The following is a 23,183-nucleotide window of genomic DNA, read 5'->3' as shown; positions in this document are numbered from 1 at the left end:
AGCCGCGAAGGAGGGGTGCTGTTGTATGCGCGCGCAAACAAAAACCGCCGCCCCGGAGGGCGGCGGTCAGGCACGGCACGTGGAGCGGCTCAGGCGGCCTGCGGCACCCGCAACGAACGCACCAGGCCGCCGATGTCGACGATCAGGGCGACGCGACCGTCACCGAGGATGGTGGCGCCGGAGACGCCGCCGATGCGGCGGTAGTTGTTCTCGATGTTCTTCACCACGACCTGCTGCTGGCCGACCAGTTCGTCCACTTCCAGCGCGATCTTCTGGCCATCGCCTTCCACCACCACCACCAGCGATTCACTGCCGGGTGCGCGTTGTCCATAGCCGTAGTACTCGCTCAGCGACAGGATCGGCAGGTACTCGCCACGCACGCGCAGCACGCGGCCTTCGCCGGCCATGCTGCGGATGTCGTCGGGCTGCGGCTGCAATGCTTCAAGCACGTAGGCCAGCGGCAGGATCAGGGTTTCGCCGGCCACCGCAACGGTCATGCCGTCGAGGATGGCCAGGGTCAGCGGCAGCCGGATCAGCGTACGGGTGCCGGTGCCGAGGCCGCTTTCAATCTGCACCTCGCCACCGAGCGCCTGGATGTTGCGGCGGACCACGTCCATGCCGACGCCACGGCCGGACAGGTCGGTGACCGCATCGGCGGTGGAGAAGCCGGGCTGGAAGATCAGGTCCCAGACCTGCGAATCGGTCGGGTTGTCCGGCACGGCCAGGCCGCGTTCGTGCGCCTTGGCCAGGATCTTCTCGCGATTCAGGCCGCGGCCGTCGTCGCTGACTTCGATGACGATGTGGCCGCCCTGGTGCGAGGCTGCCAGGGTGATCGTGCCGGTCTCGTCCTTGCCGGCGTCGCGACGCACGTCGGGCATTTCCAGGCCGTGGTCGATGGAGTTGCGGACCAGGTGCACCAGCGGATCGGCGATCTTTTCAATCAGGCCCTTGTCCAGTTCGGTGCCTTCGCCGATCGTGCGCAGGCGCACGTGCTTGCCGAGGCGGCCGGACAGGTCACGCACCAGACGCGGGAAGCGGCGGAAGACTGCGTCGACCGGCAGCATGCGCACGCCGATCACCGCTTCCTGCAGGTCGCGGGTATTGCGTTCAAGCAGGTCCAGGCCAGCGAACAGGCTCTCGGCATGCACCGGGTCCAGCGCGTGCGAGACCTGCTTGAGCATGGCCTGGGTGATGACCAGTTCGCCGACCAGGTTGATCAGCGCATCGACCTTGTCGACGCTGACGCGGATGGAGGTTTCCGCTTCCTGGCTGGCGCCGGCGCTCGCCGTCGGTGCGGCAGCGGCGGGCGCGGGGGCAGCCACTGGCACGGCAGCCGGCGCCTGGGTGGCGAGGCTTGGCGGTGCGGCCGGACGGATGTCCAGTTCGCAGTCGTCCAGCACCCAGGCGAAGGTGTCTTCGATCTTGCTGCGCGGCACCTTGCCGACCAGGCCCAGGTCCCACGCAAGGTGGGCTTCGAGCGGATCGAGCTGGGCAAAGCCGGGCAGGCGATCCATGCGTGCGGCGACCTGCAGCGAACCCAGGTGTTCCAGTTCGCGGATGATGCGCAGCGGGTCGTTGCCGCTCATGAACAGCGACGGCGCCGGAGTGAAGCCGATCTGCCAGGCTTCCGGTGTGTCGTCGACCTTGCTGGCGGCGGCCGGCGCAGCGGCGGCCGGCGCCTGGCCGGACAGCACTGATTCCAGGCGCGCCTTCACCGCAGCAACCGCTGCGGGGTCGGCGGGCTGGCCGTGCTCGGCCTCGCGCAACAGGGCACGCAGCACGTCCACCGACGACAGCATCGCATCGACGGCGTTGCCTTCGAGAGCGCGCTTGCCGGCACGCAGCTCATCCAGCAGCGTCTCCAGCACGTGGGTCAACCCGGCGATGGCATCGAAGCCGAACGTGCCGGCGCCACCCTTGATGGAGTGGGCGGCACGGAACACCGAGTTGATGATCTCCGGGTCCTGTTGTCCCGATTCCAGGGCCAGCAGGCCAGCCTCCATGGCGTCGAGGCCTTCGCGGCTCTCCTCGAAGAAAGTGGCGTGGAAGCGTTGCAGGTCCATGCTCATGGCAGTGGCGATCCGGAAGCGAAGAGGGGGAGCAGTGCGGGGCGATCAGCCCAGCACTTTCTGCACGGTGGCGACCAGCTGTTCGGGATTGAACGGCTTGACCAGCCAGCCGGTGGCACCGGCGGCCTTGCCTTCGGACTTCTTGTCCGCGGCCGATTCGGTGGTCAGCATCAGCATCGGCGTGAACTTGTAGTCCGGCAGCTGGCGCAGTTCGCGGATCAGCGCGATGCCGTCCATGTTCGGCATGTTGACGTCGGTGACCACCGCATTGAAGCGCTGGCCCTTGGCACGTCCGAGCGCGACCGCGCCGTCTTCAGCTTCTTCGACGGCAAAACCGGCCGAGGTGAGGGCGAAGGAAACCATCTGGCGCATCGACGCCGAATCGTCCACCACCAAGATACGTGCGCTCATGCAGCGTTCTCCACAGATTTCAGGTTGTCATGGGGTACGTCCAGGCCCAGGGCCTGGGTGACGCCCAACAGGCGTGCAGCGTCACGGAAGGTTGCAGTGCAACCGTGGAAGCCGGTGCCCAGGCCTGCCTCGCGGCGGGCCTGTACGAAGGCACACAGCACCTGCACGCTGGCGGTATGGATGCGACCGACCTGGCTTGCATCCAGGGTCAGCTCGCCTGCTTCCGCCACCAAGGGCGAAAGGCGGTTCTTGAGCTCGGTGCTGCTCTCGATGCCGAGATCCTCACCCAGTTCGACAGTGCTCATCGTTGCTCCGGACAAACGGTTCCAGCATTCATAACGGCACCGCGCGGTAGTTCTTTAGGGGCGTGATCGGCGCGAAGTGCCGATTCACCCCAGCAGCTGCGTGGCGTCGAGCAGGATCATCGGCCGCTGGCTGATACGGGCCACGCCGCGGAACAGGTCATTGGAGATCTGGCAGATGCGGGCGGTATCGGGCGGTTCGATCTGCGAGTCGGTCAGGTTGGCGACGTCCTCCACGGCCGACACGCGCAGGCCCAGGGTCTCGCCGTTCTCTTCGAGCACGACGATGCGGGTCTGCGCGTCATCCTCGGCGGACGCCGCGCCCAGGTGCAGGCCAAGATCCATCACCGGCACCACCTGGCCGCGCAGATTCATGATGCCGAGCATTTCCGGGGCGGTACCGCGCAATGGCAGCAGGGGCACCGGCAGCACCACTTCCTGCACCTTCAGCAGCTCCAGCGCGTAGGCCTGGGTGCCGCAGCGCAGGCGCAGCCAGCGCGAGGTGCGCTCGCCGGCACGGCGGTTCTGCGGGTGCGGGCTGCTGGCGGGCTGATGTGCCTGCGCCTGCAGCTCCTGCCAGGTGCCGGGGCGGTTGCTGGACGGGGTGTCGACCGCGATCCGTGGCGGCGGCATTACGGCGGCGCGGGTCATCGACGGCATCGCTGACGGTGCCGGGCGCACTGCAGGCGTGGCAACGGCCGGCGCGGTGATGGCGGGAACCACGTCGCCATCGGCGGCAGCTTCGAACGCGGCCTGCAGCCCGGGACTATCGGTGTGCGCGAGGCTGTCGGCGGCGTCGGTTTCGTAGATCACTTCGTCCGGCAGGTCATCCCAGGTGGGTTCCGGCGCAGGAGGTGCGACAGGGGCAGCAGCCACGGGCGCGGTTTCATGGATCACTTCAGCCGGCAGATTGTCCCAGGTCGGCTCGCGCTCGGCGTCGGCTGCAGGTGCGGCAGCGGCGTCGAAGGCGGCTTCGAGCGCCGCATCGTCGTTGGCCGGGGCGGCCGCGACGGTGTCGGTTTCGTAGATCACTTCGGCCGGAAGATCGTCCCAGGTCGGTTCGCGCTCGGCATCGGCTGCAGGCGCGGCGACGGCGTCGAAGGCGGCTTCGAGGGACGCATCGCCGCTGGCCGGGGCGGCCGCGACGCAGTCGGTTTCGTAGATCACTTCGGCCGGCAGATCGTCCCAGGTCGGCTCGCGCTCGGCGTCGGCCGCAGGCGTGGCAGCGGCGTCGAAGGCGGCTTCGAGCGCCGCATCGTCGTTGGCCGGGGCCGCTGCGACGGTGTCGGTTTCATGGATCACTTCGGCCGGAAGGTCGTCCCAGGCGGGCTCGCGCTGGCCGTCGACTGCTGCACTCGTCGGGCGTGGCGTGGCATCTGTGGCGACCGGTGCGACCGGTGCCACGGCAATGTCGCCGAGCAGCTCGTCCAGATAGTCATCCAGCATGCCGGTGGTGTTCATGCCGCCTGCTCCAGGGCGCGTGCGTCCTCACCGAGGATCCAGTTCAGCGCGCGGCGATAGGCCGCCAGGCCACGGCCCGGGTAGTCCTCGCCGATGCTCGGCAGGGTCAGCCCGGCCGCGTTGCTGATGCGGGTGTCGATCGGGATCGCATCTTCCCAGACGCGGCTTGCGTGGCGGTCCTGCATGGCGCGCAGCGATTCATTGCCGGTGCGGGTGCGGCGGTCGAACAGCGTCGGCAGGATCGAGATCGGCAGCGGGCGGCGGCGCGAACGCTCGACCATCTCGCCGGTGCGGACCATGCCATCCAGGCCGTGCAGGGCCAGCGGCTCAGCCTGGGTGGGGATGATCAGGCGATCGGCCGCGGCCAGCGCGTTGATCATCAGCAGGCCCAGGGTCGGTGCGCAGTCCAGCAGGATGTAGTCGTGCTGGCCCTGGTGGCGGGCGAGGGCGTTCTGCAGTGCCAGGCCCAGGCCCGGCTGGTTGGCGCTGCGTCGTTCCAGCGTGGCCAGCGAGGCCTGCGCGCACACGTAATCGAGCCCGCCGATGTTGCTGGCGTGGTTGAGCGTGGACAGGTCGGCCGGTGGTGCGCCGAACAGTTCCAGCACGCCGCTGGGTGCCGGTTCGATCGGCACACCGAAGGCGCGGGTCAGCGAGGCATGCGGATCGAGATCGATCAGCAGCACGCGGTGGCCGAGCGCGGCCAGGCCGCGACCGAGGGCGAGGGTGGTGGTGGTCTTGCCGACTCCGCCCTTCTGGTTGGCGACTGCCCAGATGCGCATCGGATTACTCCTTCATTGCCGGGGGAACGGCGGCGCCGACACGGCTGCCAGCCGGCACCGGTGGCAACTGCACCGGTGCGATGGGGGAACTGGAGGTGGTGGCCGGTGCTGCGGCGGCCTGTTCGCTCGCGTTGCGGGTGGCCCCGGTCGCGGCATTCAGGCGTTCGCCCAGCGGGTCCACCGAATGACTGGTGTCGGCCAGGATGATGACCATCACCCGCCGGTTGCGGTTGCGGCCCTGCGCACTGTCATTCGCTTCGCGCGGGCGGAACTGACCGTAGCCGACCATCGCCAGCCGCGACGGCTGCAGGCCCTGGTCGGCAAACAGATGTACGACGCTGGCCGCGCGCCCGGCCGACAGTTCCCAGTTGGACGGGAAGGTGGCGGTGGCAATCGGCACGTTGTCGGTGTGGCCTTCCACGCGCACGCTGTTGGGCACGTCGCGCAGCACACCGGCCAGGCTGGCCAGGGTGTCGCGCGCGTGCACGTCCAGCGCTGCCGAGCCGGTCGGGAACAGGATGTCGCTGTTGATCTCGACTTCGATCCACAGTTCGGTGCGGCGCACGCTGATCATGCCGCGGTCGATCAGCGGCGCCAGCGCAGCGGTAAGGCGGTCGGCGATGCTGTTGAGCTGGCGCTCGGCACGAGCGATCTGCTCCTGGTTGTGCACCGACACCGGCATGCGCATCTGCGAGGCCATCGCCGGCAGCAGGGTGGGATCGTGCGATGGTGCGGGTGCGGACGGCCCGATCTTGGTGCCGGACTTGATCACCGACGGGCTGTCCCAGCCGCCGCCCTGCACCTGCTTGTTGCCGACCTGCACCGGATTGATGGTGCGCGGCGCACCACCGAAGGCATCGGTGAGGGCGTCGGCCATGATCCGGTACTTGCCCTCGTTGACCGAGGAGATCGCGTACATGACCACGAAGAAGGCGAGCAGCAGCGTCATCAGGTCGGCATAGGGGATGGCCCATGCTTCGTGGTTGGCGTGCTCTTCGTGGTGCTTGCGGCGGGCCATGTCAGTGCAGGAAGCCGGAGAGGTTGGTTTCGATGTTGCGCGGGTTCTCGCCCTGGGCGATCGAGATCAGGCCTTCGATGACCATTTCACGGTCGCGGCTGGAATGGGCGATCACGCCCTTCAGCTTGGCGGCGATGGGCAGGAACAGCAGGTTGGCCGAGGCGATGCCGTAGATGGTGGCGGTGAACGCCGCTGCGATGCCGTGGCCGAGCTTGCTCGGATCGGCCAGGTTCTTCATCACCGCGATCAGGCCGAGCACGGCGCCGATGATGCCCAGCGTAGGCGCATAGATGCCCATGGCCTCAAATACCTTGGCGCCGGCCTGGTCCTGGTGTTCCTGGCTGCCGAGTTCGATTTCCAGCATGTGCCGGATCGATTCGGGTTCCACGCCGTCCACCAGCAGTTGCAGGCCCTTGCGCAGGAACGGATCACGCTGCGCTTCCACCTGCGATTCCAGGCCGAGCAGGCCCTGGCGGCGGGCGATGTTGCTCCATTCCACGATCTGCTGGATCAGTTCGCGACGGTCGCTGTGCGGCGGGCGCACGACCCAGCGCACGATCTTGAACGCATGCTTGAACACCGCCGGCGCGGTATGCAGCAGGATGGCCGCCACGGTACCCACGATCACGATCACAAAGGCGGCAGGCGACCACAACGACGCCAGCCCGGCGCCCTTGAGGATGCTGCCACCGACCAGCGAGGCCAGGGCGAGGAAAAGTCCAATGAGGCTGAGTCTATCCATGGGTCCGGTATCGGCTTGTATGAATGGGACTTGAGACACCGGGAGAATCTGGTGTAACGGAGTTCACAGTTTTCTGTGTCGCCGGGCTGGCCCGGCGCTCTTGCGCGTCGCGTTCAGGGATCGGGTCAGTCGTGTGGGCTGCGCAGTCCGTCCACGTCCAGGATCAGCGCCATGCGACCATCGCCGATCAAGGTTGCACCGGCATAACCGCGCAGGCCGCGCAGGGCTTTCGGCAGCGGCTTGATGACCACTTCCTCGCGCCCGCGCACCTGGTCCACCACCAGCCCGAAGCGCGCTTCACCGGCCTGCAGCACGACGATGGTCAGCAGGGGCGAGGCGGCCGGCGTCACATCCAGCCATTGCCGCAGGTCGACCAGCGCGAGCGTGTGCGAGCGACGGTCCAGCACGGCGCGGCCATCGAACCAGCCCAGCGAGGTGCGCGGTGCATGCAGCACTTCCATCACGCGGGCCAACGGCAGGGCGTAGACGTCTTCGCCGGCCTGCACCAGCAGGGTCGGCAGGATCGCCAGGGTCAACGGCACACGGATCATAAAGCGGCTGCCGCGGCCCAGTTCCGACTGGATCTGGATCTGCCCGCTCAGTTCGCGGATGCGCGACTGCACCACGTCCATGCCGACGCCGCGGCCGGAAATGTCGGTGACCTGCTGCTTGGTCGAGAAGCCCGGCAGGAACACCAGGTGCAGGCATTCCTCGCTGCTCAGGCGGGCGGCGGCTTCCGGATCGATCAGGCCCTTTTCGCGTGCCTTGGCGCGCAGCTTTTCTGGATCGATGCCGGCACCGTCGTCCTGCACTTCGATGCTGACGTAGTCGCCTTCCTGCTGCGCCGACAGGCGCACGTGGCCCATCCGCGGCTTGCCCTGCGCTTCGCGCAGGTCAGGCATTTCCACGCCATGGTCGATGGCGTTGCGGACCAGGTGCACCAGCGGGTCGGCCAGCGCTTCGACCAGGTTGCGGTCGAGCTCGGTCTCGGCGCCGATCAGTTCCAGGTCCACTTCCTTCTTCAGCGAACGCGCAACGTCGCGCGCCACCTTCGGGAAGCGCGAGAACACCTTGCCGACCGGCTGCATGCGGGTGCGCATCACTGCCGACTGCAGGCGCGCGGTGGCGATATCCAGCGTCGACACGGCACGGTCCAGCTCTTCATCGCGCAGGCGTGTGCGCAGCGTCTTCAACCGGTTTCGTGACAGCACCAGTTCGCCGATCAGGTTGACGATGGCGTCCAGGCGCTTGGTATCCACGCGCACGGTGTGTTCGGCTTCGGCGACGGGCTTGTTGGGCGCCGGCTTGGCCGCGGGTGCGGCCGGCGCGGGCGCCGGTCGCGGTGCCGGTGCGGCAGCAATCGCTGCGATGGCGTTGCTGCCCGGGGCGGCACCGCCATGCAGCTGGTCGAGCAGCGCCTCGAACTCGTCTTCGCTGATCATGTCGTCGGCCTTCTTCGCCGCCGCCACGGGTGCCGGCGCCTTGCCGCCATGCAGCTGGTCGAGCAGGGCTTCGAACTCGTCGTCGGTGATCAGGTCGCCACCGCCGGCACCCGGCGTGGCGGCCGAGGGCGCAACCGCGCCACCGCCATGCACGTCGAACTGGGCGACCAGTTCGGGCGGGGCAAAGCCGGGCTCGGTACCCGAGGACACCGCGTCAAGCATCGACTGCAGGTAGTCCAGTGATTGCTGGGCGGCATCGAAGTGATGTGCCTGCAGTACGGCCTGGCCGGCACGCGCAGCGCCCAGCGCCTCTTCGGCGGCGTGGCACAGTTCGACCATCGCGGTGATGCCGAGGAAACCTGCGCCGCCTTTCAGCGTGTGGTAGCCACGGAACACCGCGTTGAGCTGTTCATTGTCCTGCGGTGCCTGTTCCAGCGACACCAGCTGTTCGCCCAGGCGATCCAGGATTTCCTGGGCCTCGATGATGAAATCGGCAGTGATGTCGTCGGCTACCGCGCCCATGGTTACAGCCCCAGATCCGACAACAGGTCGTCGGCGTCGTTCTGCGAGACCGCATGGCGGTCCAGCCCTTTCAGTGCCGGCCCGGCCAGTTCCGGGTCGGTGCGATGCTGTTCCGGCGGCAGGCCGAGCGCGCCGAAGCCTTCATGCACGCGGCGGACGATGCCCACCACGCGGCGGATGATCTGCCCGGTCAGGTCCTGGTAGCTCTGGGTCAGGGCGATCTCGGTGAGGTTGTGGCGGATGCGGTCCAGCTGCACGTCCTGGCCCGGCTGCAGGCCATCGGCGCGCAGCTGTTCGGTCAGGTTGCGGCACTCTTCGGCCAGGTCCAGGGTGCGGTGGGTGGCCTGTTCGGTCATCGCCACCACGTGGTCCAGGCGCGCGCAGGCGTCGTCCAGCTCGCCGGCTTCATCGGGCACGGTCGGCAGTTCGCCCAGCGCCTGGCCCAGTTCGCGGGCCAGCCGCGAAAGGCCGCTCATCATCGGCTGGGTGCGCAGCGCCACCAGGCCGTCGATGCGCTGGCGCCAGGCCGCCTCGTCGCCGGATTCCAATGCATCCAGGGCTTCCTGCAGGCGCAGGGCGAGGGCGCTCTTGTCGACCGTGGTGTCCATCAAGCGCTGGCCGCCAGGCGTTCGAAGATCTTGCCGAGCTTCTCTTCCAGCGTCTGTGCGGTGAACGGCTTGATGATGTATCCGTTCACGCCGTTCTGCGCCGCTTCGATGATCTGCTCGCGCTTGGCTTCGGCGGTCACCATCAGCACCGGCAGGGTCTTCAGCTTGGCATCGGCACGGATCGCCTTCAGCAGTTCGATGCCGGTCATCACCGGCATGTTCCAGTCGGTCACCACGAAGTCGAACGGCTGGCTCTGCAGCAACGACAGCGCGGCATGCCCGTCCTCGGCTTCGGCGGTATTGGTGAAGCCCAGATCGCCCAGCAGGTTCTTGACGATACGACGCATGGTCGAGAAATCGTCGACGATCAGGATGCGCATGTTCTTGTTCAAAGCAGAGTTCCTTTGTTGATCAGCTCTCGAGGCCGGCGTCGGCCGCCTCGAAAATCTTCAGTCGGCCACGCAGGCGCAGAACCGCCTGGCCGTGGATCTGGCAGACCCGCGACTCGCTCACGCCGAGCACTGCGCCGATCTCTTTCAGGTTCAGTTCCTGCTCGTAATAGAGCGACAGCACCAGCTGTTCGCGCTCGGGCAGGTGGCCGATGGCATTGCCCAGCTCGCGGCCGAACTCGCCGCGTTCCAGCACCTGCTGCGGGGTCGGGCCGCCCTGGGCGACGGTGTCCAGCTCGCCCTGGTCTTCAATGCGTGATTCCAGGCTCAGCACCTGCCCGCGCGAGGCGTCTTCCATCAGGCGCAGGTACTCGGGCAACGGCATCTCCATCGCGGCGGCGACTTCGGTGGCGCTGGCGGCGCGACCGGTGCTCTGCTCCAGGCGGCGGATGGTGGCAGCGGCGTCGCGGGCACGGCGGTGCACCGAACGCGGCACCCAGTCGCCACGGCGGATCTCATCGATCATCGAACCGCGGATGCGGATCGAGGCGTAGGTCTCGAACGAGGCACCCTGGTCGGCGTCGTAGCTGCGCGACGCTTCGATCAGGCCCATCATGCCGGCCTGGATCAGGTCGTCCACTTCGACGCTGGCCGGCAGGCGTGCGGCCAGGTGGTGGGCGATGCGCCGCACCAGGTCCGAGTGCTGGGCGATGACCTCGTTGGCCGCCGTGCGCTGGACCTCTCTGTACTGGGCGGCGCCTTTCATGCGGCCACCCCGCGCTGCTTGATGATGCGTTCGAGGAAGAATTCGACGCCACCGCGCGGCTCGGTCGGGGCCTGCCAGCGGGCGGTGCGGCGGGCGATCTCGGTGATCGCCAGTGCCGACGGGCTGGACGGATAGGCCTTCACCACCGGCTGCTGGCGCTGCACCGACAGGCGCAGCCAGTCGTCCTGCGGCACGCAGCCGAGGTAGTTCAGCGAGACATCGGCGAGGAATTTCTCGCAGACGCGGGTCAGCTTCTCGTACAGCACGCGGCCTTCGTTGGGGTCGCGCACCATGTTGGCCACCACCTGGATGCGGTCCACGCCACGCTCGCGCGACAGCACCTTGATCAGGGCATAGGCGTCGGTGATCGAGGCCGGTTCGTCGCAGACCACCACCACGGTGTCCTGCGCGGCCTGGCAGAAGGTCAGCACGCCATCGGTGATGCCGGCGGCGGTGTCCACCACCATGATGTCCAGCTCGCGCTCCAGTTCGGAGAACACGTTGACCAGGCCCACATGCTCGGCCGGGGCCAGCTCGGCCATGTGCCGGCGGCCGGACGCGGCCGGCACCACCAGCACGCCGTTCGGGCCTTCGATGATCACGTCATCCAGGCTGCAACGCCCAGCGACCAGGTCGGCCAGGGTATTGGTGGGGCTCAGGCCGAGGATCACGTCGATGTTGGCCAGGCCGAGGTCGGCATCCAGCAACAGGGTGCGTTTGCCCATGCCGGCAAGCGCCACGGCCAGGTTGGCCGACACGTTGGTCTTGCCGACGCCGCCCTTGCCGCCGGTCACGGCAATCGTGCGCACAGGGCCGAGCGGCTCGCTGCGGGTCGCCGTCAGCGGGAAGGTGGTGGTCAGCTTGGCGTACTCACGCGACGGCATGGTTCAACTCCGGGTTGCAGGGCATATCGGCCGCGCGGCGCAAATCTTCAAGGCGAAGTACAAGATTGGCCGCACTGGCCCGGTGCAGGTCGTCCGGGACGTCCTGGCCATCGGTCACCCAGGTGATCGGCAGCTTGTGGTCCACCGCCACCGACAGGGCGTTGCCGAAGCGGCCGGTCTCGTCCAGCTTGCTCAGCACCAGGCCCTGCAGGTTGGCCGCGCCGAAGCGGCGCACCACCTCGTCCATGTCGCCGAAGCTGGTGTTGGCCGGCAGCACCAGCAGGGTGCGGACCTGGCGGGCAGCGCGCAGCCACTGCAGCTGGGCGGCCAGTGCGCGGTCGCGCGGGCCCAGGCCGGCGGTGTCGATCAGCACCAGCTTGTAGTCCTTCAGGCGCTCCAGCAGCTGGTCCAGGTCGGTGCCGCTGTTGGCCTCGTGCACCGCGATGCCGAGCTGGCGGCCATAGCCGTACAGCTGTTCACGGGCGCCGATGCGCATCGTATCGGTGGTGACCAGGGCGACGTCGCGGGCGGCATGGGCTTCGGCGAAGCGCGAGGCCAGCTTGGCAATGGTGGTGGTCTTGCCGGCACCGGTCGGGCCGACCAGAGCGATCACGCCGCCTTCCTCCATCGGGTCGACCGGGGCGATCGGCAGCTTGCGCGAGATCAGCCCCAGCATCAGGCCGCGGCCACGATGCGCTTCGGTTTCCAGCGGAATCTGCATGGCCACGTCGCGGGCGATGCCAGCGTCGAAGCCGTACTCGTCCATCAGGTCCAGCGCGGTGGCGCGTACCGGGCAGCCGCGCAGGCGCTCATCGGTGAAGCGGTTCATTTCGCGCTCGATCACCTGGCGCATGCCGGCCACTTCCTGGCGCAGGTGGCGGATCTCGGCGTCGTCGGCGACCAGGGTGAGGGCAGGTGCCGGTGCCAGCGCCGGCAGCGGTGCCGGTGCAGCTTCCGTCGGCTGCATGGCAACCGGCGCGTGGGCTGCGTCGTCCTCAGGCGCGACGGTGGCCTGGCGGGCAACCGGCAACGGCGGCGGCGACACTGCCGGCATCTGCGTGCTCTCTTCCAGCGGCGGATCGATCTGGAAGCGGGCGCGGTTGACCGGCGCGGCTGCGGCCGGCGAGGGCGCCACGATGGCGTCGGCGAACGGGGCGAAGATCTGTTCCGGCAGCGTCGATTCATTGACGGCGGCGCGCGCCAGCGTAGCGGCGAAGCCGGTGCTGCCGCGCGTCGGCACGATTTCGTCGGCGCTGTCCAGGGTGCGGCCGGTCGCGCCGACGGCAGCGCGGGCGAGGGCGGCAACGGCCGAGGTGGTGGCCGCCACCGGCTCCGGTGCCGGGGTGCTGCTGCGACGGCGGGTGACCGCGGCGATCACCGCGTCGGCGGCGGTACGCGGCTTCGGTGCGGGCGGCGGCGCCACGTCGCGGCGCGACGCTTCCAGGGCGCGCTGCACGGCGCTCTCATCGTAGTTGGCGGCGGCCACGATCTCGATGCCTTCTTCGATCCGGCGGTTGGACAGGATCACGGCGTCAGGACCATGTTCCTTGCGCACCAGGTTCATGGCCGAGCGCATGTCGGCGGCGACGAATCGTTTGATTTTCATGCTGTGGTCACGGGACGAAGTCGGCGGAGTGGCGGTCGGAGAACGCGGGTGGTCGGTGGTCTGCACGGTTCGGGTTCCCCTTGGAATCTGTCTGTTGCGGGTGTTTGAAAGTGGTGTCTGTTTTCTGGCGCGTTGCGGGGCGGCGTCAGCTGATCGTTCCGACCAGCTTCAGGCGCTTGTCCTCCGGCACCTCGCTGTAGGCCAGGACCGACAGCGACGGAACGCTGTGGCGGACCAGGCGGGCCAGCGCGGCGCGCACCGGGCCTGGTACCAGCACGACCGCGGGCTCGTTGCGGGCTTCCTGCTTGCTGACACATTCGGCCAGGCTCTGGTGCAGTCGCTCAGCGAGTCCGGGTTCCAGCGCGGCGCCGTTGCCCTGCGTGGACTCCTGCAAGACACGTTCCAATTGCGGGTTGAGGGTGAACACCGGCAGCTCCGCCGACATTCCGGCGATCTCCTGCACGATGAAGCGGCCCAGCGCGGTGCGCACGGCGGCGGTCAGCGTGGCCGGGTCCTGGCTGTGCGGAGCATGTTCGACCAGTGCTTCAGCGATCTTGCGCAGCTGGCGGATCGGAATGCGCTCGACCAGCAGGTTCTGCAGCACGCGCACCACCGCCGACAACGGCAGCGCCTTCGGCGTCAGATCTTCGACGAGCTTCGGCGCGCTCTTGGCCAGGTTGGCCAGCAGGTGCTGCACTTCCTCGTGGCCGAGCAGTTCCGGCGCGTGTTCGCGGATCAGGTGCGAAAGGTGGGTGGCGACCACCGTGGCCGGGTCGACCACGGTGTAGCCCAGGGTTTCGGCCTGGGCGCGCTGGTGCGGCTGGATCCAGGTCGCATCCAGGCCGAAGGCGGGGTCCTTGCCGGCGATGCCTTCCAGCGGGCCAAGCGCACTGCCGGGGTCCAGCGCCAGTTCGCGGTCAGGATGGATCTCGGCGGTAGCCACCGGCACGCCATGCACCAGTACCCGGTAGCCGTTGGCCGGCAGTTCCAGGTTGTCGCGGATGTGTACCGACGGAATCAGGAAGCCGACGTCCTGGGTCAGCTTGCGGCGCACGCCCTTGATGCGCGGCATCAGCTCGCCGCCCTGGTTGCTGTCCACCAGCGAAATCAATCGATAGCCGACTTCCAGGCCCAGCGGATCGACCGGACGCAGTTCGTCCCAGCTCAGTTCCGCCGTGGTTGCGGGGGCAGCGGGGCGGCCCAGCGCGTTCAGTGCGTTGTTATCGCCTGCAGCGGTGTCGGCCTGTGCCGGCACCAGGCCCTTGCGGTACACCTTCCAGGCGATGAAGCCGAGGATGGCGGCAAGCGTCAGGAAAGCGACGTTGGGCATGCCCGGCACCAGGCCGACCACGCCGAGGATGCCGGCGGTGATGGCCAGCGCACGGTACTGGCCGAACACCTGGCCCGTCATCGCCTGCGCCATGTCCTGCGAGCGCGAGGCGCGGGTAACCAGCATCGCCACCGCGCTGGACACCAGCAGCGCCGGCAGCTGTGCCACCAGGCCGTCACCGATCGACAGCAGGGTGTAGGTGGCCGCGGCGTCGCCGAACGGCATGCCATGCTGCAGCACGCCGACGGCCAGGCCGCCGAGCATGTTGATGAACAGGATCAGGATGCCGGCAATCGCATCGCCGCGGATGAACTTGCTGGCACCATCCATCGCGCCGTAGAAGTCGGCTTCCTCGCGGACCTCTTCGCGGCGCAGCTTGGCTTCCTCGCGCGTCAGCAAACCGGCGTTGAGATCGGCGTCGATCGCCATCTGCTTGCCGGGCATGGCGTCGAGGATGAAGCGCGCGGTCACTTCCGAGACGCGGCCGGCGCCCTTGGTGATGACCACGAAATTGATGATGGTCAGGATCGCGAACACCACGATGCCGACGGCGTAGTTGCCGCCGATCACGAATTCACCGAAGGCGGCAATCACCTTGCCGGCCGCGTCGTGGCCGTTCTGGCCATTGAGCAGAATCACGCGGGTGGAGGCCACGTTCAGCGCCAGCCGCAGCATGGTGGTGATCAGCAGCACGATCGGGAAGATGGTGAAGTCCAGCGGGCGCTTCACGTAGACCACCGCCAGCAGCACCATCAGCGAGATGGCGATGTTGAAGGTGAACAGCGCATCGAGCACCGGTGCGGCCAGCGGCACCACGACCATGGCCAGCAGCGCCAGCACGATCAGCGGCGCGCCCAGGCCCTGGCGGATCATCTCAAGCGCGCGGCGGGTATTGAAGCTGGATGCCTGGGCGCTCATGGGCGGCCCCCGTTGCCGAACTCATCAACCTGGATGTGCGGCGTGGACGGCATCGGGCCGGTCCGCCAGCTGCGCAGCTGGTAGACGTAAGAGAGGACCTGGGCGACGGCTGAATACAGTCTCACGGGGATTTCCTTGCCGAGTTGGCCTTCCCGATACAAGGCGCGTGCCAAAGGCGGGGCAGAGACGATGGCGACCTTGTTGCCGTCGGCCACTTCACGAATGCGCAGGGCGGTTTCATCCACGCCCAGAGCGACCACGGTGGGCGCATTCATGGCCCCACCTTCGTACTTCAGGGCCACCGCATAGTGGGTCGGGTTGACCACCACCACGTCGGCGGTGGGTACCGCCTCCATCATCCGGCGGTTGGCCATCTGCTGCTGCAGCTGGCGGATGCGGCCCTTCACTTCCGGGCTGCCTTCGCTTTCCTTCATTTCCCGGCGCAGCTCTTCGCGGGTCATCTTCAGCTTGCGCATCCAGTTCCAGCGCTGGTACGGCGCGTCGATGGCGGCCAGTACCAGCATCGCCCCGGCGGTGGCCAGCAGCAGCCGCAGGGTAAAGCCCAGGCCGTCGCCGATGGCGGTTTCCAGCGGCTGGTGGATCAGTCCGCGCAGGGTGTTGAAGCTGGTCCACACGACCATGCCGGCGGCGACGCCGACGAAGGCCACGCGCAGCAGCGACTTGATGAACTCGGCCACCGCTTCGGGGCCGTACAGGCGCTTCAGCCCGCTCATCGGGTTCATGCGGTTGATGTCGGGCATCATCGCCTTGGCCGACCAGCGCAGGCCGCCCATCACCACCGGCGCCAGGAAACTGGCCAGCAGGCAGACCAGCACCAGCGGCGCGATCACCCACATCAGCTGCAGCAGCAGGTCGCCGAAGTGGCCGAACAGGGCCTTCGGGTGCTGGCGCAGGCTCTGTTCGGGGCTGAGCGCATGGCGCATCCAGGCGCTGGCGCCGCTGGCCATCGAGCCACTCATGGCCATCACCGCGATCACCCCGGCGCCGAATACGGCGGCCGTGCCCAGTTCACGCGAGCGCGGCAGGTTGCCCTGTTCGCGGGCGTCGCGCAGGCGCTTTTCTGTCGGTTGTTCGGTTTTTTCGCCGGCGGATTCGTTCTCGGACATCACAGGCACTGCAGCAGGGGATGCCGGGGTGCGTGCAAGAATCGTTCCGTGACGGCGGCGTGGGGCATCCACGCATGGCGTGGAGCTGCCGGGTGTGGGTCCGCGGGAAGGGCCATCCACGCATGGCGTGGATCTACTGGGGGTTGCGGGGTGGTCCGCTGGCCAGTTCCACCCGTGGCCGCGGCAGGTCGTGCAGCTGCATGAAGCGGGCGGCGTCCACCGGCCGGCCGAGCAGGTAGCCCTGCAGGTAATCGCAGCCCAGGCGCTCCAGGTAGGCGCGCTGCGCGGCGGTCTCCACGCCCTCGGCCACGATATCCATGTCCAGTGCATGGCCCAGCGCCACGATGGCCGACACGATCACCACGTCTTCGGCGCTGTGTTCCAGGTCGCGCACGAACGCATGGTCGATCTTGATCTCGGTGGCCGGCAGGCGCTTCAGGTACAGCAGGCTGGAGTAGCCCGTGCCGAAATCATCGATGGAAATGCCCACGCCCAGGGCGGAGAAGCTCTGCAGCAGGCGCAGGCTGGTATCGGTATCGCGCATCACCGTGCTCTCGGTGATCTCCAGCACCAGGTTGCGCGGGGCGATCGCGTAGCGCTCGATCACCTCGCGTACGTCCTGCAGCAGGTGCGGGGAACTGAACTGCACCGGCGACAGGTTCACCGACATCGTCCAGCCGTCGTGGCCGGCATCGTGCCAGTGCCGCAGCTGCTGGCAGGCCTGGTCCAGCGCCCAGCGGCCGATCTCGTTGATCGCACCGCTGCGCTCGGCCAGGCGGATGAAGCGGTCCGGCGGAATCAGGCCCTGTTCCGGGTGGCGCCAGCGGATCAGCGCTTCGGCGCCGGCCACCTTCTGGCTGGCCACGCGGATCTTCGGCTGGTAATGCAGGAACAGCTGCTCGCTGCCGATCGCCCGGCGCAGGTCGGCCAGCAGGCGGAACTGCTGCTCGGCGCTGTCGTTCATCCAGTCGGCAAACAGCACGAACGCGTTGCGGCCCGACTCCTTGGCCTGGTACATCGCCGCATCGGCGAAGGCCATCAGCTGGCGTTCGCTGGCGGCGTGGTCGGGGCAGATCGCGATGCCGATGCTGGCGCTCACCAGCAGTTCGTGGTCCGGCAACAGCGGGCCGCTGCCCACCGCCTGCAGGATGCGCCGGGCCAGGGTCGGCAGGTCCTCGTCGTTCTCGATGCGCACCACCAGCACGAATTCGTCGCCGCCCAGCCGTGCCAGCATGTCGTGCGGCCGCAACAGCTGGCGGGTGCGTTCGGCCACCGCCACCAGCAGCGCATCACCGGCCTGGTGGCCATAGGCATCATTGACCTGCTTGAAGCCGTCCAGGTCCATGAACATCACCGCGAAGCGGCTGCCGCCCTGTTCGGCTTCGGCCAGCGCCTGCACGATGCGCCGCTGCAGCAGCAGCCGGTTCGGCAGGCGGGTGAGCGGGTCGTGCAGCGCGGCCTGGGTCAGTTCCTGCTGGGCGTCGGTCAACGAAGTGCTGAGCAGCGAATTGCGCAGGCGCAACAGCTGTGCCTCCACCCGCTGGTCCAGCCAGGACACCACCAGCACGACTGCCAGGATCGCCACGGTCAGCACCACCACCAGCATCGCCAGCCAGTTGTTCTGCAGGCCATCGCCTACCGCGGCACCGCACACGCTGCCTTCGGGGAAACGGGCGGCGGCCATGCCGGTGTAGTGCATGCCGACGATGGCCAGGCCGAGCAGTCCGGCGGCCGCCAGGCGGTCGCCGATGCGGGTGTGCTGCGCGCGCAGGCGGAAGGCCACGTACAGCGCGGTCCATGACGCGGCCACCGCAACCAGCAGCGACAGCAGCAGCCACACCGGCTGGTAGTCGATGCCCGGCTGCATGCGCATCGCGGCCATGCCCACGTAGTGCATGCTGGCGATGCCGCTGCCCATCAGCAGGGCACCACCGGCCAGGCGCGGATGGGGCAGGGTGCGCAGCGATACCAGCCACAGCGCGAACACCGACGAGCCGATCGCCAGTGCGAGCGACAGCAGGGTGATGGGCAGGTCGTAGCCCAGCGGAATGGGCAGGTCGAAGGCGAGCATGCCGATGAAGTGCATCGACCAGATGCCGAGCCCCATCGCAAAGCCGCCGCCGAGGCGCCACCACCAGGTCGCGCCCTTGCCAGGCGCGGTGACGGTGCGCCCGGCCATCGCCAGTGCGGTGTAGGACGCCATCACTGCAACCAGCAATGAAGTCGCGACCAGCCACGGGTTGTACGTGCCTACCAGCATTCGTCAGTCTCCCGGACCTGCCTGTCAACGGAAAAACTACGGTGGGGCATGCGTAAGGCGGGCGACCAGAGACCGCCGGTTGCAGCGTCCCCCCGGTCGCTGCGCATTCACTTTAACGCGGGCACCGGGGGGGACGGCAAGCAGCAAAACGTGATGACCGCGTCAGCGGGTCACGGCACCAGCGGCCTCGAAGGCGGCATCGAACAGGCGCTGCACCGGCGGGCCCATTTCACCGACCAGCAGGGTCAGCAGGAACAGGCCCAGCAGCAGCGAGACCGGCAGGCCGAGCTGGATCGGATTCAGTGCCGGCGCGGCGCGGGCCAGTACACCGAAGGCCAGGTTCACCGCCAGCATCGCCACGGTCAGCGGGATGGCCAGGGTCAGCGCCCCGCGCAGCACGGTCAGCAGGAAGGTCGGCGCGATGCTGAAGAAGGCATGTGGGTCGGGCAGGGGCGCGCCGATCGGCAGGGCGCGGTAGCTGTCCACCACCAGCGAGATCAGCGCCAGATGGCCGTTGGCGGTGAAGAACAGCAGGCCGAACAGCAGGTAGAACCACTGGCCGATGACACCGGAGGTGCCGCCGCGCAGCGGGTCGCTCATCTGCGCAAATGCCAGGCCGGTGCCCTGCGCGACCAGTTCGCCGGCCATCGCGCCCGCCTCGAATACCAGACGCAGCATGAAACCGATGGCCACGCCGATCGCCAGCTCGCGGGCGATGGTCAGCACGGTGGCGGCGTCGAAGCCGGTCCAGTCCGGTACCGGCGGCAGCAGGGGCGCCAATGCGATGGCCAGGGTGCTGGCCAGCATCACCCGCACCCGGCCGGGCACGGCGCGGGTACCGATCATCGGCATCGCCATGGCCACCGCGCCGATGCGCAGCATGGTCCACAGCACGGTGCCGATCATGCCGAAGGCATTCAGGCCGTCGGCAGCCATCTGGGTGGCGGCGTCCATCTGCGTGCGCGTCCGTCTAGCCGATCAGGTGCGGAATGCGCTGGAACAGCAGCGTGGTGAATTCGACCAGATGGCCGATCAGCAGGCTGCCCAGTGCGAACAACACCGCAGTGAGCGCTGCGGCCTTGGCAACGAAGGCGATGGTGGGTTCGTTGAGCTGGGTCGCGGCCTGCACCACGCCCACCACAACGCCGACCACCAGGACGGTCAGCAGCAGCGGGCCGGCAACCCACAGCACGGTGATCAGGCCGCCACGCAGTTCGGTCAAGGCAAGTTCGGGAGACATCAGGGTTCCATCGGTAGCGCCGGGCCATGCCCGGCGGTGGTCAATGCGGCGGCCGGCACTGCCCGGCGTCGCGTCTGTAGGGCCGAGCCATGCTCGGCTGACCTTCGGATCAGGCCGGATTGAAGCTCGCCGCCAGCGTGCCGACGGTCAGCACCCAACCATCGACCAGCACGAACAGCAGGATCTTGAACGGTGCGGAGACCAGCATCGGCGACAGCATCATCATGCCCATCGACATCAGCACACTGGCCACCACCAGGTCGATGATCACGAACGGGATGAAGATCAGGAAGCCGATCTCGAAGGCGGTCTTCAGTTCACTGGTGACGAACGACGCGACCAGCACCGGGAACGGAATCGCATCGGGGCTGGCGTAGGTGCCGTGCCCGGCGATCCCGGCGAAGGTCATCAGGTCGGTCTCGCGGATCTGCGCCAGCATGAAGGCGCGCAGCGGCGTGGTGGTCAGCGTCCAGGCGGTCTGGAAGTCGATCTCGCCATTGAGATACGGCGCCATGCCGGTGCTCCAGGCCTTGTCCCAGGTCGGCAGCATGATCATCGCGGTGAGGAACAACGCCAGGCCCAGCAGGACCTGGTTGGACGGCGTCTGGCCGGTGCCCAGCGCCTGCCGCAGCAGGCCCAGCACGATGATGATGCGGGTGAAGGAGGTCAGCACCAGCAGCATCGACGGGATCAGGGTGATCGCCGTCATCAGCAGCAGGGTCTGCAGCGGCAGGCTGACCGGCGCACCGCCGATCTTGCCGACGTTGATATCCGGCAGCGGCGTGCTCGGCGCACCCGGGGCGGCGAACGCCAACGCAGGCAGCAGGCACAGGGCGATCAGGCTCAGCCACGGCAGCAGGGTGGCAAGACGGGAACGGGTCACACGCATGTCAGGGGTCCTTGCGCAGCCGCTGTTGCAGCAGCTGGGCGAAATTCGGCAGGTTCTTCAGGTCGGGGACGCGTACCGGCGCGGGTGGCGGCAGCGGTTCGGGCAGGGTGTGCAGGGCGTTGATGCCGCCTGCAGTCACGCCCAGCAGCAGCTGCTGGCCATTGACCTCGACCACCACCACCCGCTCCTTGGCGCCAACATTCAGGCTCGCCACCAGCTTCATGCCCTCGGCCGGGCGGAAGCCGCTGCCGGGCAGGCGCTTGAGCAGCCAGCCCAGGCCGATGACCAGGGCCAGCACCGCCAGCAGGGCCAGCACCGCACCGAACAGGCTCGGTGCGGCCGGCGCATGCTGGCCGATCTGCGGGGCCGTCTTGGCGACGGCCAGCGTGGTGGCGGCGAGCAGGCTCAACGCAGTCTCCGGATCCGCTCGCTGGGGCTGACCACATCGGTCAGGCGCACGCCGAAGCGGTCGTTGATCACCACCACTTCGCCATGGGCGATCAGCGTGCCGTTGACGAACACGTCCAGCGATTCGCCTGCACCACGCTCCAGCTCCACCACCGAACCCTGGTTGAGCTGCAACAGGTTGCGGATCGGCAGGCGGGCGCGACCGACTTCCAGCGACAACGTCACCGGCACGTCGAGGATCACGTCCAGGTTCAAATCCGGGCCGGTCGCCTCATCGGCCTGCAGGTTGGTGAACTGTGCCGGAGTCGGTTCGAGGGCGTCGATATCGTTCATTGCGGGTCTTCCTGGATGACGGGTACGCGCGGACGGGTGCCCGGCGGATGGGTAGCGGTGATCTTTACGGCGTTCATGCCGTTGGCGACGCCGAACTCACCGGTGAACACCGGGATGTTCTCCACGCACAGCGGCACCTGCGGGCTGAGGTCGATCGGCAGGATGTCGCCGACCTTCAGCCGGGTCAGGTCGCGCAGGGTCATGCGCTTGCTGGCCAGCACGCTGGAGAGGGTGACTTCGGCCACGTTGAGCTGCTCGCGCAGGGTGCGGCCCCAGCTCTCGTCGCGGTCGTTGCGGTCGCTCTGGATGCCGGCGTCGAGCAGTTCGCGGATCGGCTCCAGCATCGAGTACGGCAGCGTCACGTGGATGTCGCCGCCACCGCCGTCGAGCTCGACATGCAGGCGGCACACCACCACGTACTCGCGCGGCGTCACGATGTTGGCGAAGTGCGGGTTGATCTCCGAGTTGATGTACTCGAATTCCACGTCCATCACCGGTGCCCACGCTTCGCGCAGGTCGGCGAAGGTCTGCTTCAGCAGCAGGTGGATCACCCGCATCTCGGTAGCGGTGAACTCGCGGCCTTCGATGCGCGTGGGGTAGCGCCCGTCGCCACCGAAGAAGTTGTCGACGATGGCGAACACCAGGGTCGGTTCGAACACGATCAGGCCGGTGCCGCGCAGTGGCTTGAAGCGGATCAGGTTCAGGTTGGTCGGCACATACAGCGAGTGCATGTAATCGTTGAACTTGATCAGCTCGATGCCGCGCACGGACAGTTCGGCCGAACGCCGGATCAGGTTGAACAGGCCGATCCGCCACAGGCGCGCGAAACGCTCGTGGACCATTTCCAGGGTCGGCATGCGACCGCGGATGATGCGGTCCTGGCTGGCGAAATCGTAGGAGCGTGCTTCGCCACTGGGGGCGTCCGGCTCGGTTTCGACCGCGCCACTGTCCACGCCATGCAACAGGGCATCGATCTCATCCTGGGACAGCAGGTCATTCATCGGGGAGCCCTTACTGGGTCACGAAGCTGGTGAACAACAGGTCGTCGGCACCGTTGCTGCCGGTCTCGGCCTTCAGCACCTTCTGCACTTCGGCCAGCGAATCGGCCTGCAGCTTCTGCTTGCCGGCGATGTCGGCGATCTGCTGCGGGCTGACCTGCGAGAACAGCATCAGCAGGCGTGCGCGGAGGGCCGGGGCATGGGTCTTGATCGCTTCCAGCGCGGCCGGATCCCGGGTCATCAGCTGCACTTCCACCTGCAGGTAACGCGGGCCGTCAATCGAACCGTTGAGGTTGACCACGAACGCCGGTTCCAGCGCGAAGTACTGCGCCGGGGCCGGGGTGGCAGTCTTCTTCGGCGCCTGCGCGGTCTTGTCTTCGTGCTTGGACTGGGTGAAGAACCACACCCCGCCACCGGCGGCGCCGGCGGCCAGTACGGCGACCAGGGCGGTGATCAGGATCGGACTACGCGGCTTGGCGGTCTTGTCCTTGTCGGCGGTCTTCTTGGTTTTGTCAGCGGCTGCGGCCACGGGGTGAAGCTCCTGAGGGTTGCTTCACCGGGATATGCAAGGGGTGTGCCGGAGTGGCCGGGGAGGGGCGCGACGGAATTCCGTCGGGTGTTCAAATCGGTAGCGCCGGGCCATGCCCGGCGGATTACCGACATTCCGCCGGGCATGGCCCG

The 23,183-nt window shown here is 67.9% G+C and carries 23 protein-coding genes; all 23 read right to left on the bottom strand.

Annotated features, from left to right (window positions below; genetic code table 11):
- Positions 1–89 precede the first annotated feature (89 nt).
- Positions 90–2,069, bottom strand: coding sequence for a chemotaxis protein CheA (locus ACFX4F_RS05845; protein ID WP_380653162.1), 1,980 nt, complete (start codon positions 2,067–2,069; stop codon positions 90–92).
- 45 nt (positions 2,070–2,114) lie between these two features.
- Entirely contained in the window at positions 2,115–2,480 is a 366-nt protein-coding gene (locus tag ACFX4F_RS05840; protein WP_025878971.1) for a response regulator, read from the bottom strand.
- A complete protein-coding gene (locus ACFX4F_RS05835; protein WP_059064119.1) occupies positions 2,477–2,785 on the bottom strand; it encodes a lipid asymmetry maintenance protein MlaB in 309 nt (102 codons plus the stop codon). The genes ACFX4F_RS05840 and ACFX4F_RS05835 overlap by 4 nt, the downstream gene beginning before the upstream one ends.
- A gap of 84 nt (positions 2,786–2,869) precedes the next feature.
- Entirely contained in the window at positions 2,870–4,243 is a 1,374-nt protein-coding gene (locus ACFX4F_RS05830) for a chemotaxis protein CheW (protein WP_380653159.1), read from the bottom strand.
- Positions 4,240–5,022, bottom strand: a complete 783-nt coding sequence (locus tag ACFX4F_RS05825; RefSeq protein WP_380653156.1) for a ParA family protein — start codon at positions 5,020–5,022, stop codon at positions 4,240–4,242. Before ACFX4F_RS05825 ends, ACFX4F_RS05830 begins: the two co-directional genes overlap by 4 nt.
- A gap of 4 nt (positions 5,023–5,026) precedes the next feature.
- The gene (motD, locus tag ACFX4F_RS05820; RefSeq protein ID WP_099818382.1) at positions 5,027–6,040 is read right to left on the bottom strand and encodes a flagellar motor protein MotD; all 1,014 of its coding nucleotides are present in this window, start codon (positions 6,038–6,040) and stop codon (positions 5,027–5,029) included.
- A 1-nt stretch (position 6,041) separates the two neighbouring features.
- Entirely contained in the window at positions 6,042–6,782 is a 741-nt protein-coding gene (locus tag ACFX4F_RS05815) for a flagellar motor protein (protein WP_099818383.1), read from the bottom strand.
- Positions 6,783–6,907: 125 nt separating this feature from the next.
- Positions 6,908–8,746: a chemotaxis protein CheA gene (locus ACFX4F_RS05810; protein WP_099818384.1), complete on the bottom strand. Its 1,839-nt coding sequence runs from the start codon at positions 8,744–8,746 to the stop codon at positions 6,908–6,910.
- A gap of 2 nt (positions 8,747–8,748) precedes the next feature.
- Positions 8,749–9,354 (bottom strand): protein phosphatase CheZ, encoded by a 606-nt coding sequence (locus tag ACFX4F_RS05805; RefSeq protein ID WP_099818385.1) that lies wholly within the window; start codon positions 9,352–9,354, stop codon positions 8,749–8,751.
- On the bottom strand, positions 9,354–9,746 hold the full coding sequence (gene cheY / locus ACFX4F_RS05800) for a chemotaxis response regulator CheY (protein ID WP_005413247.1): 393 nt from the start codon (positions 9,744–9,746) through the stop codon (positions 9,354–9,356). Before cheY ends, ACFX4F_RS05805 begins: the two co-directional genes overlap by 1 nt.
- Before the next feature lie 19 nt (positions 9,747–9,765).
- On the bottom strand, positions 9,766–10,509 hold the full coding sequence (locus ACFX4F_RS05795) for an RNA polymerase sigma factor FliA (protein WP_025878979.1): 744 nt from the start codon (positions 10,507–10,509) through the stop codon (positions 9,766–9,768).
- On the bottom strand, positions 10,506–11,393 hold the full coding sequence (locus ACFX4F_RS05790) for a P-loop NTPase (protein WP_025878980.1): 888 nt from the start codon (positions 11,391–11,393) through the stop codon (positions 10,506–10,508). Before ACFX4F_RS05790 ends, ACFX4F_RS05795 begins: the two co-directional genes overlap by 4 nt.
- Complete coding sequence (gene flhF / locus ACFX4F_RS05785) at positions 11,380–12,999, bottom strand: flagellar biosynthesis protein FlhF (RefSeq protein ID WP_380653149.1); 1,620 nt, start codon at positions 12,997–12,999, stop codon at positions 11,380–11,382. The genes ACFX4F_RS05790 and flhF overlap by 14 nt, the downstream gene beginning before the upstream one ends.
- Before the next feature lie 145 nt (positions 13,000–13,144).
- Entirely contained in the window at positions 13,145–15,247 is a 2,103-nt protein-coding gene (gene flhA, locus ACFX4F_RS05780) for a flagellar biosynthesis protein FlhA (protein ID WP_380653146.1), read from the bottom strand.
- The gene (flhB, locus tag ACFX4F_RS05775) at positions 15,244–16,374 is read right to left on the bottom strand and encodes a flagellar biosynthesis protein FlhB (protein ID WP_089240997.1); all 1,131 of its coding nucleotides are present in this window, start codon (positions 16,372–16,374) and stop codon (positions 15,244–15,246) included. Before flhB ends, flhA begins: the two co-directional genes overlap by 4 nt.
- A gap of 133 nt (positions 16,375–16,507) precedes the next feature.
- Positions 16,508–18,634 carry a putative bifunctional diguanylate cyclase/phosphodiesterase gene (locus tag ACFX4F_RS05770; protein ID WP_380653143.1) on the bottom strand — a complete coding sequence of 709 codons (2,127 nt, stop codon included), beginning with the start codon at positions 18,632–18,634 and terminating at the stop codon, positions 16,508–16,510.
- 162 nt (positions 18,635–18,796) lie between these two features.
- On the bottom strand, positions 18,797–19,588 hold the full coding sequence (fliR, locus tag ACFX4F_RS05765; RefSeq protein ID WP_380653140.1) for a flagellar biosynthetic protein FliR: 792 nt from the start codon (positions 19,586–19,588) through the stop codon (positions 18,797–18,799).
- Between the two features lie 16 nt (positions 19,589–19,604).
- Positions 19,605–19,874 carry a flagellar biosynthetic protein FliQ gene (locus ACFX4F_RS05760; RefSeq protein WP_005413254.1) on the bottom strand — a complete coding sequence of 90 codons (270 nt, stop codon included), beginning with the start codon at positions 19,872–19,874 and terminating at the stop codon, positions 19,605–19,607.
- 109 nt (positions 19,875–19,983) lie between these two features.
- Entirely contained in the window at positions 19,984–20,763 is a 780-nt protein-coding gene (gene fliP, locus ACFX4F_RS05755; protein WP_099818390.1) for a flagellar type III secretion system pore protein FliP, read from the bottom strand.
- A 1-nt stretch (position 20,764) separates the two neighbouring features.
- Positions 20,765–21,172 carry a flagellar biosynthetic protein FliO gene (fliO, locus tag ACFX4F_RS05750; protein ID WP_176020774.1) on the bottom strand — a complete coding sequence of 136 codons (408 nt, stop codon included), beginning with the start codon at positions 21,170–21,172 and terminating at the stop codon, positions 20,765–20,767.
- The gene (gene fliN / locus ACFX4F_RS05745) at positions 21,169–21,504 is read right to left on the bottom strand and encodes a flagellar motor switch protein FliN (RefSeq protein ID WP_099818392.1); all 336 of its coding nucleotides are present in this window, start codon (positions 21,502–21,504) and stop codon (positions 21,169–21,171) included. Before fliN ends, fliO begins: the two co-directional genes overlap by 4 nt.
- Positions 21,501–22,505 carry a flagellar motor switch protein FliM gene (gene fliM, locus ACFX4F_RS05740; RefSeq protein WP_025878989.1) on the bottom strand — a complete coding sequence of 335 codons (1,005 nt, stop codon included), beginning with the start codon at positions 22,503–22,505 and terminating at the stop codon, positions 21,501–21,503. The genes fliN and fliM overlap by 4 nt, the downstream gene beginning before the upstream one ends.
- A 10-nt stretch (positions 22,506–22,515) precedes the next feature.
- On the bottom strand, positions 22,516–23,031 hold the full coding sequence (fliL, locus tag ACFX4F_RS05735) for a flagellar basal body-associated protein FliL (protein WP_380653134.1): 516 nt from the start codon (positions 23,029–23,031) through the stop codon (positions 22,516–22,518).
- Between the last annotated feature and the right edge of the window lie 152 nt (positions 23,032–23,183).

Source organism: Stenotrophomonas sp. YIM B13575 (assembly GCF_042787595.1).
Classification (GTDB): Bacteria; Pseudomonadota; Gammaproteobacteria; order Xanthomonadales; family Xanthomonadaceae; genus Stenotrophomonas; species Stenotrophomonas lactitubi_B.
Note: the sequence above shows the minus strand (reverse complement) of the source record. Positions and strands in the feature narration are given on the sequence as shown.